This is a genomic window from Pedobacter planticolens (assembly GCF_014172375.1).
GTDB classification, from domain to species: domain Bacteria; phylum Bacteroidota; class Bacteroidia; order Sphingobacteriales; family Sphingobacteriaceae; genus Pedobacter; species Pedobacter planticolens.
This window is the reverse complement of sequence record NZ_WNXD01000002.1, coordinates 211,935-227,553: the sequence shown is the minus strand read 5'-3', so window position 1 is coordinate 227,553 and position 15,619 is coordinate 211,935. Positions and strand designations below refer to the sequence as shown.

Sequence of the window (15,619 nt, the reverse complement as noted above, 5' to 3'; positions counted from 1 at the left end):
AATCCATGTGAATAGTCCATTTAAGCAGATGGCCGAGGAGCACCGCTCTGAATTAAAGGCAAAGTTCCAAGAAGTCGCTACAAAGAAGGATTTTTTTGACCTACTGATGCGTGCTATAGAATGTCTACCGATAAGCAACAGCGAAACTCATCGGTTTAAGGAAAGACTAAAGAATTTCCACATCACCGATAGCAGGGAAAACTATCATAGCTTTACGGTCAGAAAATCGTCTGGAAAGGACAGGTTAATTAACGCGCCTGTCGCACCGCTTAAATTTTTTCAACGACTTGTTAATGTAGTATTATCGTGTGTATTCGAAGCGCATCCAAATGCCTTTGGCTTTAGAAAGAATGGTTCCATTGTACAGAACGCTTCATTGCATGTAAACCAGCATTACGTTTTCAACATTGATTTAAAGGATTTTTTCACATCAATTGACGATGTTATGCTCATTTCAGCCCTTGAAAATGCTCCTTTTGGGTTTAAAGGCAAAAAATCCCTTCTAGGGCAAGAAATAGTGAGATTGTGCACTATGAAAATGGATTTGGCAATGCCTGGTCAGGGAACCCAAAGCAGCAAAGAAGTTCGTGTACTACCTCAAGGCGCCCCGACTTCGCCGCTATTATCGAATGTAGTCTGCCTAAATTTGGACATAAAGCTCACCGGATTAGCTAAACGATTTGGCATCACCTATTCCAGATATGCCGATGACATTACATTTTCCTCTAATAGAATGGTTTTTGGTCAAAGCTCATCCTTTCTACAGGAGCTCAAAAAAATAATCATTGAGCAGAAATTTTCGATCAATGAATCCAAGACCAGGTTACAACACATGTCCCAAAGACAGGAAGTCACGGGCTTGGTCGTGAACAAAAAGATTAATGTAGAACAAAAGTTCATCAAGGCTGTAAGAATGTACCTATATTATTGGGAAAAATATGGCTATCCAAATGCCCAGGGAAAATATTATGCAGATCAGGGAATAGACTACTATTACCCGGAATCAAAGTCGCTGTTAGATACTCTTGATGGTAGGCTCAATTTCCTGAAAATGGTAAAGGGTGAGGATGATAGCACTTATGTCAAATTGGCGCAGCGGTTTAAAAAACTAAGTGGCAGTTTATCGACAAGAAAACACGCTAATCTTAATCCAACCTCTAGTGAGGTCTTTGAAGAACATCGTCCAGTTGATGTAGCAACCTTTCTACGGCTTTTCCAGCATGGTGAAGGCTTAAAGTACCTGACACACGATTATGATCTTCCGGGAAGAGAATTTCAATACGATAAAATCATGGACCTTGCCGGAAGGGAGTTTAATGGTGCGTTCAGGAGCTATTCCATTACGCGATCCCTATACGCCCGGGCAAAGCATTTTTGCTTTGAAAGAAGGCCAAAATGGTGGCGATGGGAAAATGGCAAAAAAATAGATATCAATGTTGGCTGGGGCTCTCCGGAACTCAAAGAATGGATAGCTGATAATCCGGGTGTCCATCCTATCCGGATGAAGGTCTTTCGGGACCAGTTTATACGTCCATTTAAGGAAAGCATACAGTTCAGGGCGCCAATGTTGCACCAGGCTGTTGTGCAAACCTTGGAGGAGAAGTTTGGAGAAGAGTTCCAAAACTTCGAGATCGAACTGATCAATTTAGAGAGTGCAGAGTTTTTTACTGATGTAGATATTTTTCTGGGAGGGGTAAGGCATATTTTGGATGGTATCCTCGAAAGAGTTGATGTCTCGAAAAGAATTAGGATCGAATTTAAGCGGCAAATTTTCGGTAATCATAACATGAAAATCCTTGAAATTACACACATTCGCTCCAAATGCCACAGAGATGCTAATATCGTCGATTTGATGAACGGCAATTTCCGAGAAGTAGCAAGAGCTTTTAAGGGCCTCTGTAACTGGTCAATTACTTCCAGTTTTTCTGACGGCAATTATACCTTGAAGGTGTTGGATGATAATCCGGGCTCACCTAGCAAAATGAGCGTTGATGAAGACGCAGTCTATGGTTTCACGCATACCTTATCTTTCTATTAGATGATTTATCTGATCGATGACAACCGAAGGTCCCAGCAGAAAGAATATGGATGCGATTATTTGCAAGCAAAAACGTATAACCATATCTTGGAACCGGTATATATATTAACTGCTGTTGATGATATTTCACGCTTTGAAAATGCATCCTGCATCCTTCTGCATGAATCTTTCCCCGATTTCAATGCTGCTGGACAGGTGCAACTTGGGAATACAGCAGTGGCGGAGAAGGTTAGGGGATTAGCTCGTGAAAAAAATATCCCAATCGTCATCTTCAGCAACGGATTTATCGAAATCGAATATACCGCTGTCAAATCGAGTTCTATTACAGGAATGAACAAGCGGCTCATGTACAGAAATCTAAAGGATTTTTTGGATAATTTTGTAGAGGAACAGCGTATCGAACTTCGCATTTTGATATATGGTAAGAACTTTATTTATAAAGAATTGCTGTTTTTGTACAGCAGGATTGCAAGTGTCATCAATAGCGGAGAATTAGAAGGTCAAAGGAAGAAAGTAGAGTTGCTTGTGATCAGATTTGCTGAACTCTGCAACTCAAAGGACAAGGTGGCGAAAGCATTTGCGGAACTGGAAATGCATGCTTTTTTGAAGTACTTAGAAAAAATCATTAATGCTGTAAACAAATATGGAGTCAACATTTATAATTAATGATAGCGAAAACGCTTTTACAAAAAAGGTAATTTCTGAATTGAAGATCACTCCGATCGACTACTATGATTTACGTGATGATATTGAGATCGATAGGTTCGTAACGGAAAATCTAAAAGATAAAAAAGTGGAGAGGTTACTGATCCCAACATCTCTTGGGGAAAATTCTGATAATAACATTGGTATCCGTATCGGGCTGCACATACGGCTTAGCCAGAATATTGGTGAAAAATACCTGGTGCCAATTATCTTTATCTCGGATCGGTCTCTTGAAACGCTACTTCTAGATCAGGATAACCGTTATTCATTGATTGCGGCGACCCAGGGCAGTGTGCTTGTTGGACAGGATGTAGAAGAAATTGCAGCCCACCTAACTCATATCAGACCAGCGGACAAAAATGATTTTGGGTCAAAAGTACTTAATAATCTAATTATTAAAGGTTCGGAAACGATGGGCCCACATTCGCTGGCAAATGAATGGGGAGTTATCCAGTTCGATAAGGTTGCCAACCTTGCTAGCCTACTCCCATCATCTCCTGCTTATGCAAAACGAAGCTCTTTATTCTTTAAGTACCTGTCAGCAAAAAACAGATCGAAATTGATTAGTCTTGGATCGCCCGCTGCTGCTATAGGGACCGGGCCAAATCTGATACCTGCTACCGGAAAGAAAATTCTTTATATTGACGATGAAGGATACAAGGGCTGGACAGCTGCATTGGGTAAGGCATTCCATGGAGGTACTCTTGCCGCCATTACTGGGGAGCATCTTTCGGAAGCGGATTTCTTTGCCGAGATCAGCAGCAAACTGGCCATGGATTGGGACCTTATCCTGCTCGACCTTCGCCTTTTGCCGCTTAAAGAGGATTTGGGCGGGCATATTCTTCCAATTGCAAGTTATAGTGGCACAAAAATCCTGAAGGAGATAAAGATGGGCAATGAAGGGGTGCAGGTAATTATCTTTACTGCCTCCAATAAGGCATGGAATATGCGTGACCTGCAAAAGCTTGGTGCGGATGGTTACTATATCAAAGAATCCCCAGAATATCTGATGCCGGATCATTTGAGTCTTGAAAACTATAACAGCTTTAAGGCACAGGTGCTGGAGTGTTTTGCCAAGGTACATTTAAGACAGCTATATGTTGCGAAGGAAAATGCCAAGGCCCAAACTGTAAATACTCTTGTGGATTTTATGGCTTTTTCGGCCCTCGCACTGGATGAATTCTTCACGCTTTTAAAACTTGACCTGAGAAAAAGTGCATTTTTGAGCCTCTTTCAAATAATAGAACTGTACGCCAAATCTGTTATCTCAGGTTCCCCGGTATCGGTTGTTGACCTTAACGGGGTTACGGTATGCATTAAAATCGGGCTCGATTATCAGTTAGTTTTTCATCAGGATGCTATAAATGGAAATTATTTTGAGAAAGCTGTGGGGTTAAAAAACCCATATAAAGATTCTGCCCTTGGAAATATTTCATTTGTGATCGCATTTAAGTTTGGCCAGGGGAATGTGGAGCTGAGGAAAGTTGCCGATCTGGTCAAGAAGCGAAATGATATCGCGCATACGGGTACTGCAAATCCAAACATGCAGGATTTTGACGATCTAATTGGCCTGATAACTCTCTTTAGATCCAATTCTTGATTATATTTTATGGCTAAGTGGCCATAGTATATAAATCTAGGTTGCATTTCAGGCATTTTGAATTCAATAGTGTGTAATCCTTAATGAGGTTTGTGCTAATCTTATAGGTGCTATTTCGATTTTTTTAAGTTAATAGTATTTAATAGTTTTACTTGCGGGGAAATGCCCCTATTAAACAGTTATAATGTCAGAAGACCAAAAAAAGATTTTAGAGCAGCAGCTCTGGAATATAGCCAATACGCTTAGGGGAAAAATGAATGCGGACGAATTCCGCGACTACATTTTAGGGTTCATCTTTTACAAGTACTTGAGCGAGAAGATGGAGATTTTTGCCAATGAGATCCTGAAACAGGACAAGATCAAGTTTAAAGAGATGTCTCCAAAGATGGCTGATTTTGAGGAATCCATTGAAGTGATCCGGGAAGAAGCATTACAAAAACTTGGCTATTTTCTAAAGCCAGAGGAATTGTTCAGTGAACTTGCAAGACGTGGCAAGGGAAATAACGAAGATGAAACTGCATTTGAGGAGGCTAAGACCAATTTCATTCTTGGAGACCTGCAGAAAGTGCTGACCAATATCCAGTTGAGTACAATGGGTACAGAAAGCGAAGAAGATTTTGATAACCTGTTCGAGGATATGGACCTCAACAGTACAAAGCTTGGCAAATCTGCAGAAGCAAGGAATGCGATCATTTCTAAGGTGCTAAACCATTTGGATAAGATCGATTTTAAACTGGAACATACAGAGCTTGACGTACTGGGCGATGCTTATGAATACCTTATCGGCCAATTTGCAAGTGGTGCTGGTAAAAAGGCGGGTGAGTTTTATACACCTCAAGAAGTATCAAAAATATTGGCCAAAATCGTAACAACAGGTAAGCACAAGCTAAAATCGGTCTACGATCCGACATGTGGTTCGGGATCGCTATTGTTGCGCGTTGCTAGAGAGGTGAAGGACGTAGCCATGTTCTACGGTCAGGAAATGAACCGCACAACGTACAATTTAGCTAGGATGAACATGATCTTGCACGGTGTTCATTACAGGCAGTTTGATATCAAATCTGAAGATACCTTGGAATATCCACAGCATGTGGGACACCAGTTTGAAGCAATCGTGGCTAATCCGCCATTTTCTGCGCAATGGAGTGCTAATCCTCTGCATCTCAGCGATGACCGTTTCAGTCAATATGGTAAACTTGCCCCTGGAAGTAAGGCAGATTTTGCATTTGTACAGCATATGGTGCATCATTTGTCCGATAATGGAATCATGGCGATTGTCCTTCCACATGGTGTGCTTTTTAGAGGAGCAGCAGAACAGCATATTCGAAAACACCTGATAGAAAAGAACAATTATTTAGATGCTGTAATAGGATTGCCTGCAAATATTTTTTATGGTACGAGTATTCCAACTTGCATTCTTGTTTTCAAGAAATGCAAGGAAAGTCCTAATGATGTACTTTTTATAGATGCGAGCAAGGAATTTGAAAAGGTGAAGACGCAGAATATGCTCCGTGATGAACATATTGATAAAGTTGTCGACACTTATCGTAACAGAACGGTTATTGAAAAGTATAGTTACAGTGCATCATTAAAAGAAATAGAAGAAAACGATTATAATTTGAACATCTCAAGGTACGTAGAGACCTTTGAGGCAGAAGAGGAAGTCGATATACATGCTGTAATGGCGGAAATAAAAGAGCTTGAAATTAAAAGAGCGGAGTTAGATAAGGAGATTGATGTTTATTTCAAGGAATTAGGCCTAGTTTTTTAATTGGAAATCCTTAATGTAATCTAAAGAGATATTGAATACTGCAATGGAAGAAACGAGAAAAAATAAAAGCAATGTTCCGAATTTGAGATTTCACGGGTTTGACGGCGAATGGGAGTTAGATAGATTAGAAAATCTGGATATTAAAATTATTGATGGAGATAGGGGTAAAAATTACCCTAATGGAGGTGATTTTTCAGATGAAGGTTATTGCTTGTTTTTGAATGCAAAGAACGTAACAAAACTCGGTTTTTCATTTTCTGAAAAAAGTTTCATCACAAAACAAAAAGATGAATCATTGCGGAAAGGAAAGTTAATGAGATCAGACCTTGTATTAACCACTCGTGGATCGATTGGCCATGTTTGTTATTATGACGCATCAATTCCATTTGAGAATTTGCGGATAAATTCTGGAATGGTTTTGATAAGATGTGGTCAAAATAAAGTGCAATCAGAATATTTATATAAATATTTTAATTCAAAACAATTACAGAACATAATATCGATGGTATCTTTTGGAAGTGCGCAACCTCAATTGACTGTGAGCGAAATTTCCAAATTTATGATCTCTTTTCCACAAATCAATGAGCAGAATAAAATTGCATCTTTTATATCTTTAATTGATGAGCGCATAGAAACCCAAAGCAAAATAATTAAGAATTTAGAATCTCAAATGCGACTGCTCCGCGATAGTATATTTTCAAGAACATATCGATTTAAAAGTATAAAAGGAATTGATGTTCAGCAGTGGAGAACTGAAAAATTGAAAGATCTTTCACAGAAATGCATTTTTAAAAATAAGGATTCAAAAATTACATCTGTATTTACTAATTCTGCAGTACAGGGCATAGTCAATCAACGAGATTTTTTTGAGCGTGACATAGCAAATAAGAATAACATAAGCGGATATTACATTGTTGAACGCAATGACTTTGTTTATAACCCCAGAATATCAAAAGAAGCACCGGTCGGTCCAATATCAAGAAATAAAATCGGTACAGGTATCATGTCTCCATTATATACGGTCTTCAGATTTTTTAACGAAAATGTAGATTTTATTGAACAGTTTTTTAAAACCGAAATATGGCATCGGCATATGGCTGAAATCGCTAATTTTGGCGCGAGATCAGATAGAATGGGCTTTTCAAGTCATGATTTCTTTGAAATGCCCATCGTTCTTCCCGAAATTAATGAGCAAGAATTGATTGCTAAATTTCTCACTTTAATTAACGATAAGATTGAGGTTGAAAAAAAAACTCTGGCAATGTATAGTAGCCAGAAAGAGTTTTTAATTAGAAATTTATTTATATAAACAAATTGGTTAGAAAATATTTTTTCTGTGAGTTATATTTTTCCAAAATTAATTTTTCAGTTCTTAGTTTTTGATCCATCAAGAACAGTGTCTGACCGATTTTTTCTTGCTCTAATTTTGAACATACTTTAATATTTATTTTACCAAGATCATTTGCTGATATTGCTGGATAACTTGTTCCAGTGCAGCGAATCATAACTTGTTTGTTGAATTTTGGCTGGTTTAATAAATAATACATAAAGGTGGTGCTACCATTCGCTCTTATCTGAGCATACCCTGTTGAAGCAACCCACTGTCGATTATCTTCAGAAATATAGATTAAGTTATTCATCTGATAGGGCCTAACACATTGAAAAATAATATCTAAATTTTGTAGAACTCTTGCTGCTCTACTCGGAGCTTCAATCTTTTTAAGGAATTGTTTTTTTTGAAGAACACCCTTTGCTACTGATTCAAGGTCTATATATCCAAACTCTTCTTCTAAAGGTGGTGATTTCGGATTAATCACACATTCTTGGTTTAAAGTTGTCTCTTTCCAGTGTCCATTTATTCTAGGAAATCTAATTTTTTGGTCAAAGAGCATTTCACCTAGCTTTATGATTGAGGATTCTAACTTCTTAATTATTTTGCTTTGGGTGTCGATTCTTATATCGATAAGGGATAGAAAATGAGAAATTTTTGCCTGCTCCGCATCCTGAGGAAGGTATATATTTAAAGAGTTCAGAGATTCTTGATTTATATTAGTATTCGCACTTGTAGAACTTAATGAAATCAGGTCATTCCGAAATTTTGGATTGCAAAAACAATATTTCTTATAATTGAGGTCAATTTTAATTTTTGTATCTCTAAATCTTATTAAAAAGCCACTATAGACTGTTTTTGGCAAATCTTCCATAATAACAGAGGTTTCTCCAACACCTGATTTTTTCACCGAAGATCTAATGAATAATACATCACCTTTTCTCAATTCATATGCGTCAATTTCCTTTTTGTTTGCATTTACTAACCCAAAATGCTTCCCAAAATAAATAGTTGGTTTTCCGAACACGTCCATTAAGTTTATAAAGGGCACTCCATGGCCAAAGTCATCACTTGACTTATTAATACCATTTTTAAACTCGCCGATTTCTTCTAAACTTAGTTTGCTCCAATCTGAACTAAAGCCCGTAAATCTCAAATTCGGAACATTGAGGATGTGGGAATTGCATTGTTCTTAACTTTCGGGTTTTAACCCTTAACAGATTATGGACAAGAACAAAACAATCTCCGAGATCATCCAATTGTGGAAGACCGACAAAAAACAGTACATCAAATCCTCTAGCTTTTCAGCCTATGCGCTGCTGATCGAAAACCATCTCATCCCCGCCTTTGGCGATCGGTCCGAGCTCAATGAGATCGATGTGCAGGCCTTTGTGCACCAGAAACTGGCCGCTGGACTGGGCCAGAAGTCGGTCAAGGATATCCTGATCGTGCTGAACATGGTGCTCAAGTTTGCAGGTAAGAGAAAGTGGCTGGACTATGTGCCCTTTGATATCCTTTATCCCACCGATAGGGAAAAGAGCGAAGTGGCGGTGCTGAACCGTTCCGATCAGAAAAAAGTAATGGGGTATGTCGAAGCCAATTTTACCTTCCGCAATCTGGGGATCTTCATGTGCCTGAGCGCTGGGATGCGGATCGGGGAGGTCTGTGCGCTGAAATGGGAGGACGTGGATACCGAGCAGGGGGTGATAAGGGTGCGCCGGACGATCCAGCGGATCTATGTGGTGGACGAAGGGGAGCGGCGGACCGAACTGGTGATCGATACGCCAAAGACCAAGAATTCCATCAGGGATATCCCAATGGGAAAGGATCTGCTTCGGATGCTCAAGCCGATGAAAAAGATCGTGAACAGCTCGTTTTTTGTGCTGACCAACGAGGCCAGACCGACCGAGCCGCGTACCTACCGGAGCTACTACATGAAAATGATGGAAGAGCTGAAGATGCCAAGGCTGAAGTTCCACGGGCTGCGCCACAGTTTTGCGACGCGGTGCATCGAAAGCAGGTGCGATTATAAGACCGTGAGCGTGCTTCTGGGGCATTCGAATATTACCACCACGCTGAACCTATATGTGCATCCTAACCACGAGCAGAAGAAAAAGTGCATCGACCAGATGTTCCGGGCGTTGAGATAGGATGTTCCTATTTTTTACATTTCCCGCTTATTTAACCAACCCGTTTTTATTAACCGATTACTATTGTTACTTTCATGGCAACGCAATCACCAAATAATTATATGTCCAAACAGTCAGAACAGATCCTAGAAGAACAGCTGGTTTTACAGCTGGGAAAACTGGGCTATCACTATATTTCCATTGCCGATGAAAAGGCGCTGCTGGGCAACCTGAAATCCCAGCTGGAAAAACACAACGGCATTTTGCTGTCCACTGTTGAATTCGATAAGGTACTTAATATACTCAACAAGGGCTCGGTCTTTGAAAAGGCCAAGCTGCTGCGCGAGCGCCAGCATATCGTTCGCGATAACGGTGATAACCTCTATTTCGAGTTCTTGAACGTGGAACACTGGTGCCAGAACCAGTACCAGCTCACCAACCAGCTCAGCCAAGAAGGAAAATACCGCAACCGCTACGATGTGACCTTGCTTGTCAACGGGCTGCCTTTGGTTCAGATCGAGCTTAAACGTCGGGGCCTAGAGATGAAGGAGGCCTTCAACCAGATCAACCGTTACCAGAAGCACAGCTTTGGCGCAGGCCAGGGGCTGTTCCAGTACGTGCAGCTCTTTGTGATCAGTAACGGGGTGAACACGAAATATTTTTCCAATTTCGGGATCCACCGCCAGGAATACCTGCAGACTTTTCACTGGACGGATGAATCTAACAAGCAGCTCAATAACCTGCTGACCGAGTTCACCGATACCTTTTTAGAGCCTTGCCATGTGAGCAAGATGATCTGCAAGTACATCGTGCTCAATGAGACCGAAAAAAAACTGATGGTGCTGCGGCCCTACCAGTACTATGCGGTGGAGAACATCATCAAAAAGGTGACCGAGAACACCGTGCTCAATGGTTACGATGTAGAAAAGAACGGCTACATCTGGCACACCACCGGAAGCGGAAAGACGCTAACCAGTTTTAAGGCCAGCCAGGTACTTTCTAGGATTCCAGCGATCAAAAAGGTGGTATTTGTGGTGGACCGAAAAGACCTTGACTACCAGACCAACCAGGAATACGACAAGTTCAGCAAGGGCTGTGTAAGCGCGGCCGATACCACTGATGACCTGATCCGAAAGCTCAATGATCCTTCGGTATCGATTATCGTGACCACGATCCAGAAACTGAACAATGCGATCACCGGGCGCAGCATCGCAAGGATGGCCAAGATCCAGCACCAGCGCATGGTATTCATCTTTGATGAGTGCCACCGTTCGCAGTTCGGCGATACCCATAAGAATATTGTTTCCTATTTCAGTAATATCCAGCTGTTCGGCTTTACCGGAACGCCCATCCTTGCCGAAAACGCGGACGGGGAGAAAACGACCTCCAGCCTTTTTGGCAAGTGTCTGCACAAGTACGTGATCACCGATGCGATACGCGATGAGAACGTGCTGCGCTTTTCGGTAGAGTACGTGCAGACCTTTAAGAAAAAAGAGCATATCATTGATCTGAAGATCGCCGATATCAACGAGGCCGAAGTATTCGAGGCACCAGAGCGAAAGGAGGCGATCGTGGATTATATCCTGCAGTACCATTCCCAGAAAACCCAGAATGGCGCCTTTTGCGCAATGATGTGCGTACAGGATATTGATTCTGCGATCCAGTACTATGAACTGTTCCGAAGGAAAGGCAAAGCGGATGAGCACAACCTGAAAGTGGCGACGATCTTTAGTTTTGTGGCCAACGAAGAGGAGATGGGATTTGTGCCTGGAGAAAGTGGTGATAGCGGTAGCGAAGCCATCCGGCCTCACCGCCGTGAACTGTTGGATGAGTACATCGAAGACTTCAACCAGCTGTTCGGTACCTCGCATAGTACCAAGGACTCGTTAAGTTTTTATAACTACTATAATGATGTCGCCAAAAGGGCGAAATACAATGAAGTGGATATCCTATTGGTGGCCAATATGTTTCTGACCGGTTTTGATAGCAAGTATGTCAATACGCTGTACGTGGACAAAAACCTGCGCTACCATGGACTCATCCAGGCCTTTAGCCGGACCAATCGAACGTTTGATAAGAACAAGACCCAGGGAAATATCGTCTGCTTCAGGAATTTGAAGGATAGGACCGATGAGGCGATCACGCTTTTTTCCAACAAGGATGCGATCGATGAGATCATCGTGGAGCCCTATGTAGACTATGTCGAAAAGTTCAATGCCGGGGTAAAAAGGTTGCTGGAGATCGTGCCGACGGTATCGGATGTCGATGGACTGAAATCTGAAGAAGAGGACCTGAGCTTTGTGCTGGCCTTTAGGGCGCTGATCCGTTTGCAGAAAAAAATGGGCCACTATAACGAGTTTGACTGGAAGGACCTAGATATCGATGAACAGTTGTTTGCCGATTATACCAGCAAGTACCTGGACATCAAGGAAAAGATTGGTGACAGGGATCCTGGAGAAAAGACCTCGATATTGAACGATATCGATTTTGAGCTGGAACTTATCAGGCGTGATACGATCAACGTGACCTATATCCTGCAGCTGCTCATCAAGCTCAAGACAAAGAATAATGGCGCCGACCGCAAGTCGATCGAGGAAGAGATCGCCAATTTGTTGAGTACAGAAGTTTCTCTGCGCAGCAAGCGCGAACTGATCGACCGGTTCATAGTCGAGAACATGCCCAATATCACCGATGCGGACGATATCGCCAGCGAATTCGAAAATTTCTGGGGCATCGAGCAGAAAAAAGAGTTTTCACGATTAGTGCAAGAGGAGAACCTTTCTGCCGAAAAGACTGAAAGATTGATCGAAAACTATCTTTTTGCCGAGCATGAACCGCTAAGAGATGAGGTGATCGAGCTGATCGATGGGGAAAAGCCCAGTCTGCTGCAGCGCAGGAAGCTCGGAGACAGGATTCTGCTTCGGATCAAGGATTTCGTGGATACCTTTATGAACGGTGTAGCCGGTTAACAATTGATTTTTAAACTGCTATGTATTTTTTAACGCTCCAAGACCCTAACTATATGGTCAAAGGTTCCCGAGATCCCCTTGGATTTCAGGTGGCCTGGCAAGGTGCCGGTAGACACCTTATACCAGAACTTTCTACTGTTTCATCCAGTCTCCGTGATTTCCATATCATTGGTTTGGCCAATGCCTGCAAAGGCGAGTTTGATATTACAGATAGGGATTATCCAGCTTTTTTTCTTTGTTTGGAACAGTTGATGGCCTATGCCAGGCTCCAGAAATTTGCCGGGGAAGAAGGTTTTAATGGTATTGATCGTGCAAGAAAGATGATGGATGATAGCAGGGATCATGTAGAAATCTCCGTGTCCAACCAATTGCTGTCCAATCAGAGGAGCTATGGTATCTGGGGCAAGTACAGTAGACCATTTAATGATATGGGCCTTGCAAATGATGCTCGCTTTCAACAGGTGCAGCTCCAAAAACTAAAGTATAATCCCCTTCTTGAACAGCTGGTGTCGCAGCTCGCGAAAAAGCGAGGAACTTCTATTAAGGTCAAAAAGTCTGATGTCGGTGCCCTCGCAACTCCCTTATCAATCTCTTCAGCGGATGAACGGGATTGTTATATCGACCATTTGCTTACTGATACCTGTCATGGCCAATTATTAGATATGGTTAAAAGTTTCCCTGAACTTGTGGAAATGGAGTTCTATGAACGCCTTGATTTTATTATTGACAAAGCAATCGATCGGAAATTGGCTCAGGTACTTTTTAGAATCAAAAATACAGAGCGCATATTATCTCCGCTCAACAGGATATTCAGGTATCTCCAGTGCAAATCCTCTTGGACCGACGGGGAGCTTGCATCGGATGAGTTTATCGGTGCATGGGCTGCTACATTTGAAGGACACGAAAACTCCTATCTATCACCAGAAATTGGCAGGCTACTTGGTAGGGATAATCTTGAAACTGTCAGGGGATTAGTGCTAGTCAACGAAACAGTGTGTGCACGACGAAGATCAGAGCCCTGGATGCGCTTCAATGCTGCTGGGCTAGAGGTGAACCATTTTGAGGGCGCGTTTTTCTCAAGTGATTATGATCCTATGCGGAACCATGATTATACATATTTTATCAACACATGGTTCAATCTTTTTAAACAATTGAACTAATGGATAGGCATATTCTGAAAGAGCAGTTACGAGATGCCATTAATGGAAAACGGGTATTAGCAGCCGTATTTTACTCCTTTACATTCGATCCGCATTTTTTTGAAGATTATGTCATGCCGTTACTTGTGCCTTCACGAACATTTAGCGATGAGCACATTTATAATAATATCCTTTGGAGGCGTTGCCAGAAGGAAGGTCTTATACCCCATATTACTGTTTACTGTGACCATTTCGCAAAGGATTCGACCATGGCGCCAACATTGGGCTACCAAATGCGCTGCATCAGGCTGCCGGCGAAAAATGGTGCTTTGGTAAATTTCCATCCCAAGGAAAGCTATGTGTTATTGGAAGGTGGTACCATATTGCACCTGAACTGTTCGGCTAACTTGACAGCATCTGGATGGTGCGAGAATATTGAAACGGTCAGTTTGCGCAAACTGCTGCGAAATAGTCGGCCGAAAATTACCCGAAAAAACTTTTACCAAGGTACCATCAACGCAATCGCTGGACTTCATGGGAACGGAATGCTGTCTATTGCCGAAGAACTTATCGAACGGGAGCTGAACTACATTGATGATGATGGCCAGTATTTTTGTAATACCGAAAAATCATTTATGGATGTAATGGATAAGCTTATTGAACAGCATAGGCCGCACTTACTGGAAATCATTTCGCCGTATATGTATGGCGAGGCGTTGCTGCTTGGCCACTTGAACAAACATGGTGTTGGTCAAATCAGGTGCCTAATCCCATCGCTCAAGACCAACGAGATCCTGTTGGAAAAGCAAGTGTTTCTGTCTATGCGCGACAAAGGTGTCCAATGGTGCGGCTGGACGGATGTAAAAATCTCGGGAGAGGCGCGGAATTTGCATGCAAAAGTCTACAGGCTCTATTCAGAAGACGTTACGATAACCATTACGGGCTCGGTAAACTTTACCTATCCTGCATGGTCCTATTTTAGTAGCGATACCGATAACCAGGCCAATATAGAGTCTGCCATCATCTATATAGAGGGAGCTCAAGCTCCGTTGCTTGTTCCACGAGATATCAATGAAGATGAAATGGTATTTTTGGAGAAATCGGATATACTGACCACGGAATCGACTGACCCTGGTCTAAGAAATGCTCCCGACCTTTCTTTTATCCTAAACTGGACGGATGGTACCCTTGCCTATGCACTGCCGAAAGCATCGAAGGAACCTATACCATTTAAAAGCATCCTTGCTGGAAAACAAATTAGCGAAAAGAAGGGCAAATTTACACTTTCCGATAGGGATATATCTTGCCTGAGCAAAAATGCACTGATAGAAATTGTAATGGGCGAAAATGTTTATAGCTACTATCCTTTGCAACTGGGTGTGGAATGCCGGCCATTGGGTTTCGATATAACCGCAGTGACAATATTAAGGTTCTGGATGTTCGAGGATATTGAGCAGGTGGAAAACTTGTCCTTAGAACTCGCAAACCAGCTCACAGGAGAATCGGGTGAGATCGGTGATGAAATTGAAGACCAGATATCGCTGCTCAATGAATTCGCCCACCATTTTACTGCGCTGAACAAGTTGGAAGGTAGGTTGTTCGGTCAACATCTTGCCGGAAGGGCAGCACATGATGATATCAGCTATTATCTGCTTTCAGAGAACCTTGAAACTGTTCCTTTTTATATCAATGGCCTATGTGGACAACTCGAGAGGCACCTGGTCAGCCATAGTTTTGTTTGGATGGTCCTTCAGGTGCTGATAGTCAGGTTCTATGACAGATCGCTGTCGGTTTTTGTTCGCAAGGAGCAGTCTAAAGTCCGCAGGTCGCTTAGACAGAAACGTAATGGTCTGGCTGTATATGCACTTTCGCTCGAAAAAAAGGTAGATGGGCTGCCGGAAAAATCACAATGGGTAATCGAACAGCTTAAAAAATAGT

General features: G+C 41.9%; 10 protein-coding genes. 9 read left to right on the top strand and 1 reads right to left on the bottom strand.

Annotated elements, in window-relative coordinates; translation table 11 throughout:
• Window positions 1-28 precede the first annotated feature (28 nt).
• The 5 genes from GM921_RS09655 (at window position 29) to GM921_RS09635 (ending at window position 7,423) form a co-directional block, all read left to right on the top strand.
• Window positions 29-2,038 carry a reverse transcriptase domain-containing protein gene (locus tag GM921_RS09655; protein WP_182922440.1) on the top strand — a complete coding sequence of 670 codons (2,010 nt, stop codon included), beginning with the start codon at window positions 29-31 and terminating at the stop codon, window positions 2,036-2,038.
• Window positions 2,039-2,704, top strand: coding sequence for a hypothetical protein (locus GM921_RS09650; protein WP_182922439.1), 666 nt, complete (start codon window positions 2,039-2,041; stop codon window positions 2,702-2,704). It abuts the gene before it with no gap.
• Entirely contained in the window at window positions 2,682-4,343 is a 1,662-nt protein-coding gene (locus GM921_RS09645; RefSeq protein WP_182922438.1) for a hypothetical protein, read from the top strand. Before GM921_RS09650 ends, GM921_RS09645 begins: the two co-directional genes overlap by 23 nt.
• Before the next feature lie 184 nt (window positions 4,344-4,527).
• Window positions 4,528-6,114 (top strand): type I restriction-modification system subunit M, encoded by a 1,587-nt coding sequence (locus tag GM921_RS09640; protein WP_182922437.1) that lies wholly within the window; start codon window positions 4,528-4,530, stop codon window positions 6,112-6,114.
• 43 nt (window positions 6,115-6,157) lie between these two features.
• A complete protein-coding gene (locus tag GM921_RS09635; protein ID WP_182922436.1) occupies window positions 6,158-7,423 on the top strand; it encodes a restriction endonuclease subunit S in 1,266 nt (421 codons plus the stop codon).
• On the opposite strand, the gene GM921_RS09630 is transcribed toward GM921_RS09635, so the two are convergent.
• Window positions 7,416-8,600, bottom strand: a complete 1,185-nt coding sequence (locus GM921_RS09630) for a restriction endonuclease subunit S (RefSeq protein WP_182922435.1) — start codon at window positions 8,598-8,600, stop codon at window positions 7,416-7,418. The genes GM921_RS09635 and GM921_RS09630 overlap by 8 nt on opposite strands.
• A 67-nt stretch (window positions 8,601-8,667) precedes the next feature.
• Between GM921_RS09630 and GM921_RS09625 the strand changes: the two genes are divergently transcribed.
• The 4 genes from GM921_RS09625 to GM921_RS09610 all read left to right on the top strand — a co-directional run bounded on the left by GM921_RS09625 (window position 8,668) and on the right by GM921_RS09610 (window position 15,618).
• On the top strand, window positions 8,668-9,594 hold the full coding sequence (locus GM921_RS09625; protein WP_182922434.1) for a tyrosine-type recombinase/integrase: 927 nt from the start codon (window positions 8,668-8,670) through the stop codon (window positions 9,592-9,594).
• A 74-nt stretch (window positions 9,595-9,668) separates the two neighbouring features.
• Complete coding sequence (locus GM921_RS09620; protein ID WP_202985648.1) at window positions 9,669-12,542, top strand: type I restriction endonuclease subunit R; 2,874 nt, start codon at window positions 9,669-9,671, stop codon at window positions 12,540-12,542.
• 20 nt (window positions 12,543-12,562) lie between these two features.
• Window positions 12,563-13,702, top strand: coding sequence for a hypothetical protein (locus GM921_RS09615; RefSeq protein WP_182922433.1), 1,140 nt, complete (start codon window positions 12,563-12,565; stop codon window positions 13,700-13,702).
• Complete coding sequence (locus GM921_RS09610; RefSeq protein ID WP_182922432.1) at window positions 13,702-15,618, top strand: phospholipase D-like domain-containing protein; 1,917 nt, start codon at window positions 13,702-13,704, stop codon at window positions 15,616-15,618. Before GM921_RS09615 ends, GM921_RS09610 begins: the two co-directional genes overlap by 1 nt.
• The last annotated feature ends 1 nt before the right edge of the window (window position 15,619 follow it).